At 49.9% G+C, this 18726-nt stretch carries 15 protein-coding genes; 8 read left to right on the forward strand and 7 right to left on the reverse strand.

Features of this window, described 5'->3' with window-relative positions; translation table 11 throughout:
- The first annotated feature begins 128 nt into the window (after window positions 1-128).
- Window positions 129-1109, forward strand: coding sequence for a PQQ-binding-like beta-propeller repeat protein (locus tag K3T82_RS20870; RefSeq protein WP_220195480.1), 981 nt, complete (start codon window positions 129-131; stop codon window positions 1107-1109).
- Window positions 1076-1615, forward strand: a complete 540-nt coding sequence (locus K3T82_RS20875) for an outer membrane protein assembly factor BamB family protein (RefSeq protein ID WP_236031561.1) — start codon at window positions 1076-1078, stop codon at window positions 1613-1615. The genes K3T82_RS20870 and K3T82_RS20875 overlap by 34 nt, the downstream gene beginning before the upstream one ends.
- Window positions 1616-1800: 185 nt before the next feature.
- On the opposite strand, the gene K3T82_RS20880 is transcribed toward K3T82_RS20875, so the two are convergent.
- The 3 genes from K3T82_RS20880 to K3T82_RS20890 all read right to left on the reverse strand — a co-directional run bounded on the left by K3T82_RS20880 (window position 1801) and on the right by K3T82_RS20890 (window position 7762).
- Entirely contained in the window at window positions 1801-3018 is a 1218-nt protein-coding gene (locus K3T82_RS20880) for a sialate O-acetylesterase (protein ID WP_220195481.1), read from the reverse strand.
- 40 nt (window positions 3019-3058) lie between these two features.
- The gene (locus K3T82_RS20885) at window positions 3059-5479 is read right to left on the reverse strand and encodes a glycoside hydrolase family 95 protein (protein WP_220195482.1); all 2421 of its coding nucleotides are present in this window, start codon (window positions 5477-5479) and stop codon (window positions 3059-3061) included.
- A 96-nt stretch (window positions 5480-5575) separates the two neighbouring features.
- Window positions 5576-7762: an alpha-galactosidase D gene (locus K3T82_RS20890; protein WP_420799331.1), complete on the reverse strand. Its 2187-nt coding sequence runs from the start codon at window positions 7760-7762 to the stop codon at window positions 5576-5578.
- Window positions 7763-8102: 340 nt separating this feature from the next.
- Between K3T82_RS20890 and K3T82_RS20895 the strand changes: the two genes are divergently transcribed.
- The 4 genes from K3T82_RS20895 to K3T82_RS20910 all read left to right on the forward strand — a co-directional run bounded on the left by K3T82_RS20895 (window position 8103) and on the right by K3T82_RS20910 (window position 12857).
- A complete protein-coding gene (locus tag K3T82_RS20895) occupies window positions 8103-9329 on the forward strand; it encodes an ROK family protein (RefSeq protein WP_220195484.1) in 1227 nt (408 codons plus the stop codon).
- Window positions 9330-9575: 246 nt separating this feature from the next.
- Window positions 9576-10862 carry an ABC transporter substrate-binding protein gene (locus tag K3T82_RS20900; RefSeq protein WP_220195485.1) on the forward strand — a complete coding sequence of 429 codons (1287 nt, stop codon included), beginning with the start codon at window positions 9576-9578 and terminating at the stop codon, window positions 10860-10862.
- A gap of 96 nt (window positions 10863-10958) precedes the next feature.
- Window positions 10959-11924: a carbohydrate ABC transporter permease gene (locus tag K3T82_RS20905; protein ID WP_220195486.1), complete on the forward strand. Its 966-nt coding sequence runs from the start codon at window positions 10959-10961 to the stop codon at window positions 11922-11924.
- A gap of 30 nt (window positions 11925-11954) precedes the next feature.
- Window positions 11955-12857 carry a carbohydrate ABC transporter permease gene (locus K3T82_RS20910; RefSeq protein ID WP_220195487.1) on the forward strand — a complete coding sequence of 301 codons (903 nt, stop codon included), beginning with the start codon at window positions 11955-11957 and terminating at the stop codon, window positions 12855-12857.
- 291 nt (window positions 12858-13148) lie between these two features.
- Here the strand turns inward: K3T82_RS20910 and K3T82_RS20915 are convergent, their stop codons facing one another.
- The 4 genes from K3T82_RS20915 to K3T82_RS20930 all read right to left on the reverse strand — a co-directional run bounded on the left by K3T82_RS20915 (window position 13149) and on the right by K3T82_RS20930 (window position 16343).
- The gene (locus tag K3T82_RS20915) at window positions 13149-13940 is read right to left on the reverse strand and encodes a class I SAM-dependent methyltransferase (protein ID WP_220195488.1); all 792 of its coding nucleotides are present in this window, start codon (window positions 13938-13940) and stop codon (window positions 13149-13151) included.
- Between the two features lie 134 nt (window positions 13941-14074).
- Window positions 14075-14503 carry a hypothetical protein gene (locus tag K3T82_RS49165; RefSeq protein WP_268886669.1) on the reverse strand — a complete coding sequence of 143 codons (429 nt, stop codon included), beginning with the start codon at window positions 14501-14503 and terminating at the stop codon, window positions 14075-14077.
- A complete protein-coding gene (locus tag K3T82_RS49170) occupies window positions 14476-15570 on the reverse strand; it encodes a cysteine desulfurase family protein (RefSeq protein ID WP_220195490.1) in 1095 nt (364 codons plus the stop codon). Before K3T82_RS49170 ends, K3T82_RS49165 begins: the two co-directional genes overlap by 28 nt.
- Before the next feature lie 95 nt (window positions 15571-15665).
- Complete coding sequence (locus K3T82_RS20930; protein ID WP_220195491.1) at window positions 15666-16343, reverse strand: hypothetical protein; 678 nt, start codon at window positions 16341-16343, stop codon at window positions 15666-15668.
- 263 nt (window positions 16344-16606) lie between these two features.
- Between K3T82_RS20930 and K3T82_RS20935 the strand changes: the two genes are divergently transcribed.
- Both K3T82_RS20935 and K3T82_RS20940 read left to right on the forward strand, forming a co-directional pair.
- A complete protein-coding gene (locus K3T82_RS20935; RefSeq protein WP_220195492.1) occupies window positions 16607-17155 on the forward strand; it encodes an RNA polymerase sigma factor in 549 nt (182 codons plus the stop codon).
- Window positions 17149-18582, forward strand: coding sequence for a WD40/YVTN/BNR-like repeat-containing protein (locus K3T82_RS20940; RefSeq protein ID WP_220195493.1), 1434 nt, complete (start codon window positions 17149-17151; stop codon window positions 18580-18582). The genes K3T82_RS20935 and K3T82_RS20940 overlap by 7 nt, the downstream gene beginning before the upstream one ends.
- The last annotated feature ends 144 nt before the right edge of the window (window positions 18583-18726 follow it).

Consider the following 18726-nt stretch of genomic DNA (forward strand, 5'->3'; position numbering starts at 1 on the left):
AAAGGAGGAGCAAAGAAAATATTACCTTGGTGTCGACCAGGGAACTGATTGATTATTTTTATCGTCTCATTCTCTGTAGACAGCAGTTGTCATGGATGAGTACAAAATGTCTTGCAGAGGATAGCATTATGAATGGGCATGATACACCACATCAACCAGTAATGGAACAACGCCTCCGCCGCTGGAGCATCCTTGCTCTCGTTCTCACTATTTGCCTCGTAGTAGGAAGTTGGATCTTCGTCTCACACATGGTACATAGGCCATCGACAGTTCCTGGGAAAACCAATGAAATGAACAAGCAGATACCTCAGGGCCTCTATATTGGCTACAAAGATGTCGTCTATAGGTTGAGCGCACATGATGGCAACATTATCTGGCAACAGCATCTCACACAACCCTATAAACCATATCGTCTTATTGGCAGCTCAATGAGTATTAAAACCATTAGTAACTCTCTTATCTGCGCAATCCTTGAGCATGCGGTCTTCATATTACGCACCAGTGATGGCAAAGAACTCTGGCACTACGCTGTCGCGCTCACTCCCGCACAGCAGGCAGAGAACAGAGCAAGCATTATGGGTGTGGTTTTTGATCAGAAGCTGCTCTATATCTCTTTTTCCAGAGGCGGCGTGGCTGCATTGGATCTACAAACGGGGGAACAAAAGTGGAAGAAACCCATAACTGGTGGCGATAATATAGCTGTCGCCAATGGCAACCTCTATGCTGAGATTCCAAATTCCAAAGGTTATCCTGCCCTTTACGCCTTCGATGGTGCTACCGGACAGGAACGCTGGCATTTCGAGCGCGAGCTGTGGGGAAATTCATCTTTCAGCCCCGTCCTGGTCGACAACGGAATCCTTTATTACGGAGGAAACCCTCTCTACGCGCTCAATGCTCAGACAGGTAAGAAGGTCTGGGAACAGCGCATGCCACAACGGGAACGTTCTTTCGCCGGCCTGCGCCTCAAAGACAATATACTCTATAGCAACACAAACGCTATCATTCCGGCTGTTGGAGGGCTGAAAATCCCCCCGAAATCTACCGTGTCTTTGCCTTCGACACGAAGACTGGGGCAATTCTCTGGCACTCTGAGCCAGGGTATGAGTTAGCTCCGGATATATCAATCTCGCAAAATATGGTCTTCACTCGCTCAATGCTCAATGAGAATGGGAAACAGACGATACAGGCCCTTGATGCCTACAGTGGAGTTGTACGCTGGCATATACCATTGCTTGAGCAGCCCTGTGGCTACCAGCAATTGTGTACCTCACCTCTCACCTATGTTGCTGATAACAGGCTTATCGTACTCGATGATAGCCAGCCATCCAGATTACAGGTTTTTGATGTTGCCAGTGGGAAACATGTGACGGCATTCCCTATCGCACTCCCTGCTTCCAAAGGAGTGGCATCAAGTTTACTTAACAATGGCACACTTTATCTACAGACTGGTATACATGAAGGCGGACCTTATATTTCAGGCAGTAGCAACACTTTCTGGAACTATACTATCCACGCCGTTCACATTGCTGACGGCACCACGGCATGGCAATATCAGATAGGGAAGCTGCGTGAATACCAGGACCCGATTTCATCGATGCTTTCTACCACTGCCTAAAATGCTCCTACAGACGGTGGAGGGTCAGCCCTGGACCTGTTTTACAGGGTTGACCCGCGCTCCCCCCTTCACCTCTAACCGCGCCAGGATGCCTCTCTCCTTTGAGGCGCCCACATTTTTCAGGTTTTTAGGATGACGCAGTGCTTGGCTCAGGGAGCGCCGTCATTTGCCCCATCCCTGTAGGACTACCATGACAATTGGATTGGGCCAAAAGCTGGGAGAGCCGCATCAGCCGCATCAGTGAGATTACAGTAGGGATTCAAGCCCCAACCATACCACAGAAACATATCAGTTGGGATAGGATGGTCAGTAAGATGCAAAACAGCAGTATTCTCCTCCAGGGATATTTTATGTATGAGGGGTAATTCTCTTCCATCGCGATCACGTAATGTAAAACCTGATGGGCGACCACTTGCATACAATCCTCCACGAACATATCGATATGAAACACGGATACGAGACTGCCCAGCTTCCAAGCTAGCTCCTATCAATTGAGGTGAAGGAAGGCTATCAGCCACATCAGCCAGCCGACGTCCAAGCCTTTTCAAACCCTGGGTTCCTATATGAATTGAATCATCCAGCTCAAGATCAATTGCCGAGACCATTGCAGTATGAGGTAATTGAAGAGGCCACGTACGTTGCGCTTCTCGGATGCCATTCCAATTTCTGGCATCCGCATCAAATGACACTGTACAGCCAAGCTGTACGCAGTAAAAAGGCAGATCAGGCTGTCGCAGATCACGACGTAGAGCTATCAACAACCTATACATACGGTCTTGATAGTATTTGACATTTTCTAAGGAGGAGGTGTCGCTCTCGCCCTGATACCAGAGCACCCCAGCGACTTTCCCTCCAACACTTTCAATCCGTTTGAGTAATGCGCCATAGAGCGATGCGTCTCCTAGCTCACGTAGCTCGGGGTCCCATTGTTCCAGAGAAGTTCCACCATGTGCGGCAGGAATCAACCCAATCGGTACCCCAGTCCGGATATACCGCTCTTTCGCGAAGGCTAAACCTAGTCCCGCTCCCGTTTTGCGCGCAGGATTATGTGAAGGCAAAGGATCAGGTACAGCATCGGCACCCAGCAGTTTATGATGTATAATGCGTGGCGATTCGTTCGGCCAGTGGAGCGGTTCTTCGGCTACGGCCCACTCTTCGCGGGATTGTAATGAATGCACAAAAGGCGAAGGCTTTTCAACATCGGTCAAATTCCCAACCCCTTCCATATTACTCTGTCCCGCGAGCACCCATATATCCCCTACCAGGATATTCTGCGCCCCATCCATAGTGTAAGGACCTCCAACAGGTAATTCAACTACCTGCCCATCTTCTTGAGTGATACACACTTTGTTATCAGCATTACGCTGTAAGACCTGATAATCCTGAATTTTTGTATGTGTCATATAGTTGTCATTGCCTTATCAACTTGTTCGAGCGCGCATCTTAGCGAAAGCTCAATGTATAGGTCATGCCATTTTGCATCGCAAGGGCGACACGATCATGCTCGCTGCTCCATGGAATCTGCTGACCGCTCTGATTTTTGATGGCGATTGGCCGTTGCTGTTGAGGGAAGCGTAGCAGGAAGTGCCTACTTTGTGACGCGCGCAAGATGACGGATGTTGCCAGTCCATTGCTCCATTCCACATCAACTTCAAGGCCACCGCGAGCACGCAAGCCACGCACATATCCTTCGTTCCATGTATGTGGTAGGGCAGGCAAAATGGCAAGCTCGTCAGCGTGGCTCTGCACCAGCATCTCGGCGATTGCAGCGGTAGCTCCAAAGTTGCCGTCTATCTGGAAGATAAGGGGTGGATGCAGATCAAAGAGATTTGTCACAATCGAACCTTTGAGCAACTCGATCAAATGCTCATAGGCTAAATCGCCTTCACCCAACCGCGCCCAGAGCGCGACGACCCAGGATCGACTCCAACCTGTGCCTCCACCTCCATGCACAAGTCTGTGCTCAAGCGACTTGCGCGCAGCCTGGAATAGCTCTGGTGTTTGTTCAGAAGTAATTTGCTCACCAGGATAGAGACCATACAGATGTGACATGTGACGATGACCGGGCTCGTGCTCCTCAAAGTCCTCGTTCCACTCTTGTAACTGCCCATGTCTGCCAATCGCTGGCTGCGGCAGAAGAGCAAGCGTTTCCGTTAGTTCATGTGCAAATTCCTGATCAATATCCAGTGCCTGACTTGCCGCAATGCAGTGTGTGAACAGCTCGTGAATGATGGCAATATCCATGGTTGAACCAGCACCGACACCTGCCCGCTCTCCACTGGCTGTGATAAAGAGGTTTTCTGGGGAAGTTGAAGGACAGATTGTCAGGTGTCCTTGCTTATCTTCCACCAGGAAATCGAGCAGAAATTGGGCGGCTTTCTTCATAATCGGATAGGCGCGTTGGGAGAGAAACAAGCGATCACCCGAAAAAGCATAATGTTCCCAGAGATGCTGGCAAAGCCACGCTCCTCCCATATTCCAGTTTGCCCACTGTGGATCGCCAACACCATTGCCAACCGGGGCGGCGTTTCGCCACAGGTCCATGTTGTGGTGAGCGACCCAACCACGGCAACCATAATAGACCTGCGCGATTCGCTCCCCGCTTACACTAGCATCTTCTATGAGATCGAATAGAGGGGAATGGCATTCCGCCAGGTTGCAGACTTCGGCGAGCCAGTAATTCATCTGAGTGTTAATATTGATAGTCCAGTTACTACTCCAGGCAGGTCGTATTTGATCATTCCAAATCCCCTGCAAATTCGCGGGCTGCGTTCCTGGACGAGAACTGGCGATAAGCAAATAGCGACCATACTGGAAAAATAGGGCCAGCAGAGCATCATCTCTGGCTCCCTTTTGCACAGCTGCCAAACGCTCATCAGTGGGCAGTTCTTCGCCTTCGCTGGTACCAAGATCAAGGGCAACGCGTTGGAATAAACGTTGATAATCGCTGATATGTGCCTCACGCAGAATGTTGTACCCTTTGCTTATGCCCTCGGCAAGCCTAGTGGTACAGCTTTGCTCCAGGGCATGGGCAGGGAGGTCTGGACGAGAGGCGAAACCACGGTAACTGGTAGCAGCAGAAAGGAAGAAGGTCACTGTATGCGCGTTTTCCACTCGCAATGTGCCATCTTCATCCGCAGTGATCCGCCCGCCCTCAACAATAGCCTGAAGCTGTGTTTCAAAGCGCATACCATGACTATCTTCGCCGTGGTCATAAATAATAGAGTCAGCTGTAGGAAAATAGTCTGGATCAACGTGCCTGGGGCAATGGCCTGTCATCCTGATCGTATGAGAGCCATTAGGTATGCAGGTAAAAGGGTGTACACTCTCTAAGTGGGCGGTCAAGGAAAGAGCGTGAGAAGTATCGCTGGTCAGACGTACCACTAGTAAATCATCCGCAGCCGAAGAGAATATTTCTCGCGAGAAGAGGATATCACCTGCTTTATAGTGTACTGTTGCCAACGCAGTATCCAGATCCAACGCGCGCTGATATGCCTGGGCCTCACCCTGGTGCATAAACCTCAGACGCAAATTGCCAAGTGGCTGATAGGACTCATTATAGGGACCCTGCATACGGCGCGTAAGCTTCTGAGCCGCCACGTAGTTACGCTCTTCCAGAATTAGGCGCCTAAGTTCGGGCAGATGAGTAATTGCGTCAAGATTGTCCGTATCATATGGCTCACCTGACCAGAGCGTATCCTCGTTGAGCTGTAACACCTCTTCACTGATCCCACCATGAATCATCGCTCCCAGGTGTCCATTCCCCACCGGGAGCGCCTCTAGCCATTGTGCGGCCGGTTGGCGATACCATAATTTGAGCGAAGGTTTGTCCTGTTGGACACGTACTGTCTGGGCCTGATGCATGTTGATCTGCTCCTTTCAATTGGCAACTCGCTCAGGAGTAAAGATTGCCCGGCGAGCAGATCGTTCGCCGGGCAATCTTTACTCTTCAGAAGAACATTATACCGTAATATGGTCGATATCAGCCCCATACATCGAGGATGTGGTTGAGAAGAGGACCGTATTTGTTCCTGCCTTCAAGTCGAGCTGAATGACCACTGATTGTACAACATTCCAGTTGTTATCGTTGGTGCCGTTGGTGTATATGGTAAGCGCTGGACCGCCATTCGCGCTCACGTTCAGCGAACGCCCGGAGGAGCCATCAACATAATAAAGTGTGACGTTATAGGTGCCCGCGCGGGTTACGTTAATTGCATTGAATTGCATGGAACTACCCAGCAATAGATTGCCAACTTTCTGACCGCCAGAACAATCCGAGCAGTTGGCAACCGACGCTCCTCCGCTCAAGGTATTCCCAGGGGCCTCCGCTTCATAAGAGGTCGTCTTTACGATAGGAGAGACCACAATGCGGTCAATGTCGGGAGCATAGTCCTTGGAATTGTCAAACTTGATGGTATTATTGCCTGCCTGGAGTTTCACCCGGATCTGCATCGATTGGACGCTTCCCCAGTTGCCATTGCCATGAAAGTCGATCAAGACTCCTGAGCCTCCGTTGAAGCTGAGATAGGCAGGGCGACCACCACCATCTCCATCAACGTAATATACCGTCAAATCGTAGCTTCCGGCACTCGTCGCGGTCACATTATTAAACTGGACGAAGCCACCACCGCCCAGATAGCCAACCTTCTGACCACCAGAGCAGGTCGAACAATCACTGATAACAGCGCCTCCACCGATGGTATTCGTGGTTGCCTCCGCTTCATAGGAAACTACCTTGCCTGCGGGAGGTGGCGGTGCGGGAGTGGTAGCATCTGGCTGGATTGTGAGGAGCCTAGAACCATGAGCAGGTAACGTAGCGCTGAAACTGTTTTTAAACTGGCCTAACTGTTTGTGTGCCCAGGCGTCGCGCACGTGAGCCATACCAACAAAACCCAGATCACCCCAATTTGTCGTGACCGTCTCAGTGGTGCTATCAAGATTGAAGAGCGCAACTGTGTAGCTGCCATCCGCGTTTTTCGCATACCAGACCTGCTGATTGCTCGATTGCGCAACTGGCTTGGCGGGGCGCCCCGCCTGATCGATAGCGATGACCTCCTTGTTGGTAAGCAGGGAAAGGCCATAGTCATCCAGCTTCGTCAGATCATCTCCAGTATAGAGTGGAGCAGCCTCAATAGCCCAGAGCGTCATATAGGTCTGGCGCTCATCGTTCGTCAGCCCATCCATATTTCCGACACCTACATCGAGCGAGTCCAGGTTGTTCCAACCACCTGGTTTGGCATCGGAGATCCAGGGTACGACGTCAGTGAAGCGCTGTTTCACCGAGTTATCCCAGGTTACCAATGTATTACAGTAACATTCGACATCGGTATCAATGCGCCAACCATTGGAATTCTGCTGCCAGGTATGCACAAAATCGTGATCCAGCGACCAGGAGATAACAAACTGGATTGGTCTCCCCGTTTGATACAGGGCTTGTGACCAGGCTTGAACATCTAAACGATTGTCTGACGAACTGGCACCATTTCTGAATGAACCGGGTGTGACCCCATCCAATTTCATGAAATCGACGCCCCAGCTCGCGAACTGGTCGGCAATCGAATCGATATAGGCCTGAGCGCATGGTTTGCTATAATCGATGGCATAAGCTCCCTGCCAGCCATTGGTCTTTGTCAGCGGCTGGACAGCAATATCTTGTGTGTGACAGTTCGTGCCATAGATAGGATAGTTGTTGTCATAGGCAAGAAAATCCAGGCCCGCACCGTAATAGATCCCAAATTTTAACCCATAATGATGGACATAATCAGCGACAGCCGCGATGCCACTGGGGAAACGACCTGGGAAGGGGGCCGGGCGCCCATAGGAATCAAAGGTAGGAGTCCAGCTATAATCCATCCACCAACCAGCATCAATGTTGATATACTGATATCCACTCCCCTGTAACTTTTGATGGAGAGCATCGGCCTGAGCTTTCACATTCGCTTCGGTCAGCCAGTTCGTTCCATATCCGCTGGCATTGGTGGACTCCAGACTCCAACTACTCCAGCCCATATACGGCTTCTGTGCCAACCCATTGGTGACATTGCTCGCAGCATGGGCGACAGAAGGCCTTCCCTGTTGCCATGCTGAAATGACCAGTAGACTACCAGATACGAGCAAAATAGTAAGGGCAAAGAGAAATCGGGGCATCGTTCTCAGACGTTGAGACACAGACAATACCTCCTTGTGTTGGTCTATGGGGAGAGCCCCATGCTCTTCCCATAGAGGTGTGCTGTAATCAAATAGTTTCATCAATGACTAAACTAAGTATATCGATAAGATTACTGAGAAGGAGTTAAGTTGTCAAGAAGAAACTCTTTCTACTCCTATAGTCGCTTTTGTTGCAGATGTTTCGGAATGACGAGAGTAGAGAGTTGTGAAAACCCAGGAAATTGAGGACTTGACGGCGATTTTTTTCGCGGGTATACTCTTTTTAACTTCAATCACTAAAGGAAGTTTCGGGGTAGAGAAACGATGCAGGGGGAAAGCAGTGCCAGCAGATCGTAAGTTGATTCGCGCCATTAATCAGAATAGTTTGCTCAATTTGATTCGGTTGAACGCGCCGATCTCGCGTCCCCAGCTTGCCGAGCTTTCAGGCCTGAGCCTGGCTACGGTGATCGGTTTGACGAGCGATCTTATGGAACGACATTTTGTAGTGGAGAGTGGCCCAGCCGAATCAACGGGTGGACGCAAGGCGACGTTGCTGGACCTGCATCCCGAAGGCGGCTTTGCCCTTGGTCTGATGATACGAGGCTTTGAGTGCATTGGTGTGGTTGTCAACTTACGCGGCGATATAGTTTTTTCGCTCCATTGGGATACTATGCTCAAACACCAAGGTCATCAGGCTGTGGAACACATCGTCAGGATGACGAATGACTTGCTGACTCAATCGGGAGTTGAGAAAGATCTGGTTATTGGGCTTGGCTGCGCGCTCTCAGGCTATATTGACGCGCAAAACGGCATCTGTGTCGATTCTTGGAACCTGGATTGGCATACTATTGAACTGGCCGAGCCACTCAGTCGGCGTCTAGGGTTCCCTGTAGTAATCGATAACGATGTGAGTTGTATTACGACCTACGAAAGACTCTTTGGTTGGGGAAGTAGCAGTAAAAACTTTTTCACGGTCGTGCTGGGGCGCGGCGTGGGTCTGGGTCTGGTGCTCAACGGCGAGGTCTATCGTGGCTCAACCGGTGGTGCCGGAGAGTTCGGGCACATGGTCGCTGTTCCTGGTGGCAGACGCTGCGAATGTGGCAAACGAGGCTGTTTGGAGGAGTATATTTCCTTTCGCGGCATTATCGCCAATTATCTCGAGCGCAACTATAAAGAAACACTTCCTTTCGATATGCCTCTCGATAGCTCCTCGGATCGGGCTGTACGCTCCGAAGAGCGCGTGATCCATAAATTACTTGAACAGGCTTTGGGAGGGGATGAACTGGCCGCGCAGGCTTTTGAACACAGCGGTGAACTGATGGGCATTGCCCTGTCTAGCCTGGTAAATGTCCTGAATCCAGAGAGTATCATTCTCACAGGTGAGGGCGCGTTTGTCGCACCGGCAATGTTCCAGTCAATGGAAGCCGTTCTGCGACAGAATCTCTTCTCTCAGTTAGGGAAAAACCTGCGCTTGCTGGTTGAGCCACTGGTTGGCTACAAGAGTTGGGCGCGTGGGGCTGCGGCTCTCGTTCTCCATCGCTTTTTCATTTTACCCGTTCATCCCTGAACTCGTAACAGAAAGGAGGTGCTTTTTTCATTATTTTTTGTCAATGTTCTCGTATGTCCAGGAATTAGGGAGCGCAGTAGCTCTCAACATGATGCTAATTTAACCGTTCGATGGTATGACTTCCTGACGGCCCATACATAGGTTGTCAGGACTGGCACATCAAACATATCAGGGCTTTTTATTGGCAAGAGCCATTTACATTGCTATGTGTATTTGCGACGATGCAGAAAGGTTGAATGCTTCTTCATGGACGCCCAAACGAAATACATGCTCAACAAAATCAACCGCCGACGTTTTTTACAGGCAACTGGCGCAGCTACAGCGGGTGCGGCTTTTCTCGCAGCCTGTAGCGGGAACATAACCAACGGTTCCAGCAGCACAGCGTTACAGCAGTGGTATCATCAATACGGTGAGGACGGGACGCAGCAGGCAGTCTTGAAATATGCCTCAGACTACGGCAAGACCGCTTCAACTACGATCAAGATTACCTGGGTACCCGGCGACTATGCGACCAAATTGAGTACCGCCCTCCTCAGCAACAATCCCCCGGATGTCTTTGAGCACTATACGTTCAATGAAAACTGGGCCAAACAGGGCTTGCTAGAGCCTCTTAATGATCTCTATACTTCAGAGATCCAATCAGATTTCAACCCAATCAATCTTGCGTCCTTCACGGTTGACGGAAAAATCTATGGCGTGAAGATGTTCGACGATACCCAGTTCTTTTATTATCGCAAGAGTATGCTTTCCAAGGCTGGCATTGATCCCACGACCTTGACCAGTTGGGATGCTCTGCTAGAGGCCAGTAAGAAGTTGACGACCTCTAAGACGAAGGGCCTTTTCCTGGGAAATGATGGTGGTATTGGCCTCTATCAGTTGGCGATCTACTCTACTGGTGGCGATCTGATCGCAAATAATCAGGTCGCATTCAATAAGCCGGAAGTGGCGGCTGCATTTGAGAAGATGCGCGAGGTGTCTACTTCGAACTCAACCCTGACGGGTGCACCTACTGACTGGCTAGATCCTTCAGCCTTTGTCGATGGCCTGGCCGCAATCCAATGGTGTGGCATCTGGGCTTTGCCCGCCGTTATGAAGGCGCTAGGCGATGATTTTGGCATCTTCCCCTGGCCCGCCTTCGGGTCCGGCGGCAAACCAACTGTCCCCTGGGGCGGCTTTGCTGAGATGGTTTGCGCGAAAAGCAAGCGTGTCGCTGAGTCCAAAGCCCTGGTCAAGTCACTCTGGATTGACAATACGTCTGTCCAGGAAGACTTTTGCCTGAGTTATGGTTTCCATGTCCCTTCGCGCAAAAGCGTCGCCGCAAAAGCAACCAAACTACAAAGTGGCGTTGCCGCCGAAGCCGTCAAGCTCCTCAATACATACGGTCGAACGAATCCCCCACTATTTACGAACACAATGAATACAGCGTTGAGCGACGCGGTCAGCAATATTGTGAAGAAGCACGCCGATGCGTCTTCAGAAGTAGCCAGAGCAGCGGAGTCCTGTAGTAAAGAACTACAACAACTGCTTGGCTAAGCGTGACCTGACAAGACGCGCGACGAAGTCTGTCTCTGGGCTGCCCATGCGGCCTGGAGACACCTTCTCTACGCTTTGTATGTGGGAGGGTTCACAATGAGTTTACAGATAAAAGCTGCCGAAGAAGAAGCTACTGGCAAGCTGCCAAATCGCGGAAAAGGGGGCCCTCGCTCGCCCCATCTGCGCCGTAATGTGGCCTTTTGGTGTTTGGTAGGGCCTCTGGTGCTGGGGTTGCTGATTTTTGTGTATATCCCCATTCTCTGGGGACTACTGTTGAGCTTTAGTCAGGCACAGGGGACTGTCTTTCCTACCTCCTTCGTCTGGTTCGAGAACTATCGGTCCATGCTGCTTGACCCTGAGTTTCAACAGTCACTCAAGACCTTTGTGCTTTTTGCCCTGTTTATTGTCCCGGTGACCTTTGCGCTGGCATTGGGGCTGGCAGTTCTGGTCAATGCGGCGACGTTTCTGCGCGGCTTTTTCCGCTCCATCTTCTTTTTACCAACGGCGGTCTCCTATGTAGCTGCCGCAATTATCTGGCGCCTGAGCCTCTTTAACGGCCTACCCTTCGGCCTGGTGAATATGGTGCTGGGACATTTTGGCATCGCGCCGATCTCCTGGCTCAGCACGGTCAATCCCCCCTGGTACTGGCTGGTACTGGTAAGTGTACGCCTCTGGCTACAACTGGGCTTTTATATGATTATCTTCCTGGCGGGTTTACAGGAGATTCCCCAGAGCATCTATGAGGCCGCGAGTGTCGATGGCGCGCCATCAGGCTGGAAGCGTTTTCGCTATATCACATTCCCCCTGTTGCGCAATACCTCTGTCTCTGTCTTGCTCCTGCTCTTGATTGCCGCATTTCAAGCGTTTGACGAATTCTTCAATCTCCTGAATAGTTCTGGAATCATCGATGCACGCACGCCATTGTGGTATCTCTACATCGTAGGTTTCGGCAATCAGGACTTTGGACGCGGAGACGCTGGCTCATTTATTCTGACGGCAATTATCGTGCTCTTTACATTGATACAGGGCCGCCTCTTTGGCTTTGGTCGCTCAGATGACTAGATTTAGCGCCCGACAGGAAGGAGTAAAAGAATGAGTGTGCTTCATCAACAGGCCGGAGAGACATCAGGCAAAATCACAGCTGGACAAAATCCGCGCAAACTTGTGCGTGGAAACCTGGTACGCACAACATTTGTGTATGCCGCATTGATCGTGTGTGCCGTGCTCTTTCTCATCCCCTTTTATATCGTGGTACGTAACGCCCTGATGGTGCAGCCCGAGATTACCTCATTTGACTGGCACTGGTGGGCACAGACACCACAGTGGAACAATCTCAACACCTTGTTTAATGACCTGGTCGCTCCAATGGGCACTGGCTTGATCAACTCAACCATTATCGCCACCCTGACGACTGGGGGGCAATTACTTTTTGCCTCGATGGCGGGCTATGCACTGGCGCGTATCCCCTCGCGTTGGAGCAACCCCATCTTCTTTCTCGTCCTGCTCACCCTGATGGTGCCGAGCGCGGTCACCTTTATTCCAAAATATATTATTGTGAACCAATTGGGATGGGTCAGCACATTACAAGGGATCATTGTACCAGAACTCTTTAGCGGCTTTGCCTGTTTTCTCTTTCGTCAGTTTTATTTGAACTTTCCTCACGAGTTGGAAGATGCGGGTCGCGTTGACGGGCTTGGCTATTTTGGCGTCTATTGGCGTCTACTGCTACCAAACTCGGTGCCGATCATGATCGCGCTGGGGGTCATCTCCTTTATCGGTAGCTGGAACTCGTTTATCTGGCCACTGGTGATTGGGCAGGATCAGTCGTCGTGGACGGTCCAGGTTGTATTGTCGACCTTTATCACCGCGCAGACCATTAACATCCCGGAACTCTTTATGGGTGTTGCTGTGGCTATTGTTCCGCTGCTCATCCTCTTCCTGTTCTTGCAGCGCTATATTGCTGAAGGCATCGCGCGTTCAGGTATCAAGGGGTAACGATTCCTTATACCTGAAGGGCTTATCATCTTCCGATACTCAAGAATAATAGTGGTGAGATTAGTGAACTGGTAAGCCCCATTCTCTTTCCTCTTAGAGAAGATTGTTTCGATGACATCTTTCATAGTGAGAAGCCATTTCATCCAGCATTCGCTAGCAATCACGACCAGAAACAAGACCTGTTTCACTCATACAAACTCTACAGCTTTGAGAATCTGGTGAACTTGAGCTTCTTAGCCGCAGACCCAACGACTTCCGAAGAAGCCGCTGAGTCTTCAGTTCAGTAGTCATTCACTTCCCTTCACCAGGAATACCCCATGTGACAGTACCCACAACCCGAAGCGACAACATACCTTTTTCACAATATGGGAAAAGGAGCTCTCTTACTTGCTGATCAAAGGCAGCAGCCTTCTCCTGCCCCATACGTTCCTTCGCCAAGCCGCTTCTTGAATGGAGACCCTCAATAAAGTCATCAAGAGATTGAGCAAACGGCACTGGAGCAGTCTCTTTCTGTCCCTTTTTGAGGAAAAAACCTCCTTCTTCAAGGTCTGGGAGGACATGAGCAGAGCCGCGATCATAACGCGTCGAAAAGTGGACACGAAGTTTTCTCAGCTCTTCATCCCATGGCATAGGCTGTACTCCTCTATGGAGTAGTGCCAGATATCCGTGAGGTGAAAGCATACGACGAAAGCGCGGGAAAGCAAGCGACCACTGAGTCCAATGGATACTCGATCCAGCTGTAATGAGAGAATAAGGGGGAGTCAGTGGAACCTCTTCGATTTTTCCATACACCCAATGTAAATGAGGGTGATCACCATTAGGCAGCCGCTTGCCTTGCTCAATCATGCTTTGAGAGAAATCGACGGCATCAACTCGCTCAGCGAACGTAAGGCAGTGTCGAGCAACATCACCAGAACCAGCTCCAACATCTAAGAGCGTTCGAGACTCATCAGTCATAAGGTGAGAGAGTACATCAAAGACTTCTCTGGGATAAGGAGGGCGATATCGGTAAGCATCAACAACCGCATGGTGTTTGAATGCTTCGGCATAATAGGTCCCAAAATATTCAGGTTTCGAATACATTTGTTCACTCTTTTCTAGAAGAGACACATATCGATTCACAGTCCTTGCTTCTATTGTACAAAAAGCCGAGCGGGAAGATAGTGTGAGAATTGATTAAATGGCATCTAATCAGATTACTGATCAGAAGTGCGTACTCATCTTTTTCCCAAAGAAGCAGCTGAAAGCATTTTCTGAACGGTCTGCGCCAGCAAGCATGATGCTTGTTCAACCTCTTTAGAGGTGGACCAGCGTCCCAGAGTGAGCCTGAGTGCACCTAACGCGCGGGAGCGCTCCATTCCCATCGCTAGCAAGACCGCAGAAGGTTCCACATTCTCCGCATGACAGGCGGAGCCAGTTGCTCCTGCGATTTCGGGCGTGGCATCAAGCACTTCTGCTCCAACCACTCCTTCAATGCTCACATTTACTGTATTAGGCAAGCGCTCGATGGGGTGACCATTAAGCACAACCTTTCCGGGAAGCATTTCCGCGAGTCGCTGAGAGAGTTGATCACGCAACCCAGTCAAACGGTATCGTTCAGTGGGAAGAGAGCGTTCGGCTATCTCACATGCGGTTCCAAGTGCCACGATTCCAGCGACGTTCTCAGTACCCGCACGCAACCCTCGTTCCTGACCTCCCCTGCAATAATTGGTTCAAGTTGAACCCCACTGCGTACATAGAGCGCGCCAACACCTTTGGGCGCATAGAGCTTGTGTCCCGCAACAGTGAGCAGATCCACTCCCAGCGTCGTCACCTCAATGGGAATTTTGCCAACTGCCTGTGAGGCATCGGTATGCATCAACGCCCCATATTTATGGGCAATTTCTGCAATCTTGGCAATAGGTTGAAGCGTTCCGGTTTCATTGTTGGCAGCCATAATGCTGACCAGCGTCGTTTGCTCATTGATGGCAGCCTCAACATCTACCGGGCGTACCTGTCCGTTCGCATCGACGGGTAACTCAGTCACATGAAAACCATGCTCGTGCGCAATCTGACGACATGTTGCGAGAACAGCAGGATGCTCCGTAACCTGGGTAATGAGGTGCTTTCCATGCGCTTGCCGTGAGAGAGCAGCACCACGAATAGCCAGGGTATCACTCTCCGACCCCCCAGCGGTAAAGAAGATTTCAGCAGAGGAGACCGAGAGCAATCTGGCAACCTGTTCCCTTGCTGTTTCAATCGCCTTATGAGGCGCATGAGCATAGAAGTGTGTGCTGGATGGATTCCCAAAGTGGACCATAAGATAGGGCGCCATCGCTTCGAAAACCTGTGGATCAATGGGTGTTGTCCCATTGTAGTCGAGATAGATAGGCCCTTGCTCCAGGCCAGGATGGGAGAGACGTTCTCTCATACACTTTATTCCCTTCGATTTTCTTCTTTCAAGAAACTCACTTCCTCTCTCACCAGATGGTAATAGATGAATATGCCAGTACAGCATATTTTGATCAGATGGACTGCGAGAAAAATCTAGAGATGCGGTGAGGCTGTCGCGATTGGCAGACCAATTTCCATAGCCAGTGTTTTGTTGCTGTACTCGCCCTGCATTGAGAAGATCCAGGAGTGTGAAGCGGTGGGCGTGAGTAAGTGTCTTGTAGATGCGGGCAAACTGGTCATAAACAAAGTAGTTAAAGGAATGTTTTTGTAATACTGGCATCAAACACTCTCTCACTATTTTACTCTTCTAGTAAAGAGAGGAATAATGAGAGAATGTCAAGATAAATCCCTGAACAGAGGGATGGCATGTGCACTCTACCTGGCTGCAATGGTCAGGTCTTTGTCTTCCATTTCCCAGGCGTGATCCAGCGTGTGAAATGCCGTGTGCCGAATCAAATACCGGAGCGGCCAAGTTCGAGCCATTTTGCCCTCAGAATGGAACGCCCGAATGGCGTTACAATAGGCGTCACGGTGCGCTTGCAGTCCCTCGTCGCTCAGCATCATACCTTGGGAAGTAGGCACCCCTACCTTCTCTGCCCACTCTTGCTCCACGCGAATCGTATGACCGATGATTTGATCCCGATCACGCCCTCCCCCTCGCGGTCCTTTCTGCATCTGAGCCGACACGCGCAAACGTACGTCATCGAAAAACGCCCAGCACGCCTGCATCAGGGTCAGCTCACGTTCCAATTCTCCGCTCGATAGGTCTTGCCTATCGATGCTTGAGAACGCGAACGAGATGCCCCAGAAATCGGTTGAGCCTGTGCCCGGATACTGCTCGACCAGATCAAGTGTGGTGATAGCTGCAAACTCTTCATCCATCCCAGCTAACTTTGTCACCTGCGCATAGCGTGGGAAATAGGCTTGCAACCTTTCTATCGCGACCTCCCTGGTCTTCGCACCACGCTCTAAACCAGGCCAATCTGGTGCCACTGCCACCACCTTCTTGCCCTTTGGTCCAATTTCGAGCATCACCCGAAGTTGATTCGCCATCTCTACGCTCCTTACGGCCAAGAGGTCAAAGTTTTTGCCCCTTGGCCTTTTTGCTTCTATTCTCAACGTGGTACCATCAAACCGGTCAAAACCTATAGAGCCAGCAAGCTCGTATTTATAATCATTCTCTGTAAGTTGTCCAGTAGCTTCCTGTGATGAATCGCAAGTAGTTACTGGACTATTTGCTTTTGTTCCCCAACAATGTCACATTTTCTTTACTGCGGTGTTATTACTAGCAAAATTTGTACAGCAAAGGAATGCGCATGCAAATAAAACAACGGGATGAAAACATCCAATATACTCATCCCCATGCGGCACTTTATGACCAATATAGCAAAGCTATTCTCGGTTATCTCCGCCTGCATACAAACTCATTAGAGGATGCGGAGGACCTGCTTCTTGAAGTATTTGTTGCCGCATTGGAGAAGAATAACCTTCCCATGCTCTCACCAGGACATCAGCTAGCCTGGCTAAGAAAGGTTGCTCAAAATAAGCTATCTAACAGCTATAGACGGACACAACGACATCCGCAGACATCACTCGATGCTATCGCGAATCTCTTCTTTATAGAAGAAGGGCCAGAATACATCGCTCTACAACGAGAGGCGCATCAACAATTACGCTCCCATATCCAATGTCTTCCTGAACTTCAGCAACAAGCTCTGCAATTGCGCTATCATTATGGGCTGAGTTGCGCTGAAATCGGCGTTTTGCTACAAAAACGCGAAGACGCAGTTCGCAAATTGCTTTCACGCACGATCCAGTTCCTACGACAAGTGTATAGCCAGGCGGAAGGAGAAAAGAAATGCTAAACCATGATGATCTCTTGCCTGAAGAGCAGGCGCACCCTGAATTCCACAGCGAATTACAGAAACACTATCGGATGAGTTCTGAAGAGACACAACTACTGCAACGAACCAGAGAACGCCTGGCAAAGATGCCTGTATCACTGGCTATATCTTCCGCGAAGATACAACGAAACGCACCCAAACACGTTCAAAAACCTCTCAACGTGGCTACTCGCCCCTGGCTACGCCCTCTCAGTACGCTAGTGGCAGTGCTCATTGTTGCGATAATTATTGGCGCGTTTCTATTCACCTTCTCGCTGATTCGTAATTCTGGAGTCGCCAAGAATAATCCGTCGCAGATAGCTGCTTCTCATGAGCCAGCGCCAAGATTTGTAGAACTTATGGAGGGGAATCGCTTACATATGGTCAGCGAACAAGAGGGGTGGTCTATTGGCATAGGAGCTCAAGAATCCTGGGGATCTGTTCTGCGCACTACTGATGGAGGAAAGAGTTGGAAGCCAGTCACACCATCTGGCATTCACAGTATCTTCGACCTTTACATTCTCGATAGCAAAACAGCCTGGTTGCCAGTTTGGGATCTCACAAAAAGCCCACTTCCAGTGTGGCTCTATCGCACGATTGATGGAGGGAAGACATGGGAACGTTTTAGCTACTCCGGAGCAGATATTATCTCACTTACATTTGCTGATAAGGACCATGGGTGGGCAATAAAGACGCAACAATCGAATCAGGACACATCAAAAACTAAAATTACAGATATCGCCAAGCAAAAATCTACCTTGCGTAAAAACACCCTTATACGCACAAATGACGGTGGCAAGACATGGCAAAATGTCACATCCCTCCCTGCTGGACTGGGTGGCATAGGCTCGCTCTACTTCATCGATGAGCAGACTGGCTGGACAACTGGTGTTGATAAGCCTGGCATTGATGCTGCAATATCACTCTACATTACCCATAATGGGGGCAAGACATGGCAAAAACAATCTCTTCCCAGTACTCCTGCTCCACTTGGTCTGGCACACCAACCCGTCTTCTTTGACAAAAACACAGGATACTTTATAGCTCGAACAAATGAGCACCCATCAGTCCACTGGTATGCTTATATAACCCATGATGGGGGCAAGACATGGCAGAGAAGTCGTACTGCGACACCAGATTATGTTCGTCAACTTATTGATGATCAGCATGCCTTGGGAAATACGCTCCAGGACACCAACATGAAGGACATTATCCTCCTAAACATCACAAACAACCAGACGGTCTCTACGTCTCCAAATGGAAATGGATTGCTTATAGATTACAGTTTCCTCTCAATTCGTACGGGTTTCGCTCTCAAGCAAGTATCAAATAGTATCATTGATCTTTATAAGACAGATGATGGTGGGAAGACGTGGCACAAGGTAGCAGCTTTACCTAAAACCGCCTAATAGCTATACAGATGAAATGAGCGCAACATTGTTTGCGCTCATTTTCCAACTCTGGAATACCCCGCATGGCTAAGCACATGAGTAGAATAATATATCACCTCATGTTATACTGTGATTGTTATATATCACACAGCCTGTGAAGCC

This window comes from Ktedonospora formicarum, assembly GCF_016587355.1.
Classification (GTDB): domain Bacteria; phylum Chloroflexota; class Ktedonobacteria; order Ktedonobacterales; family Ktedonobacteraceae; genus Ktedonobacter; species Ktedonobacter formicarum.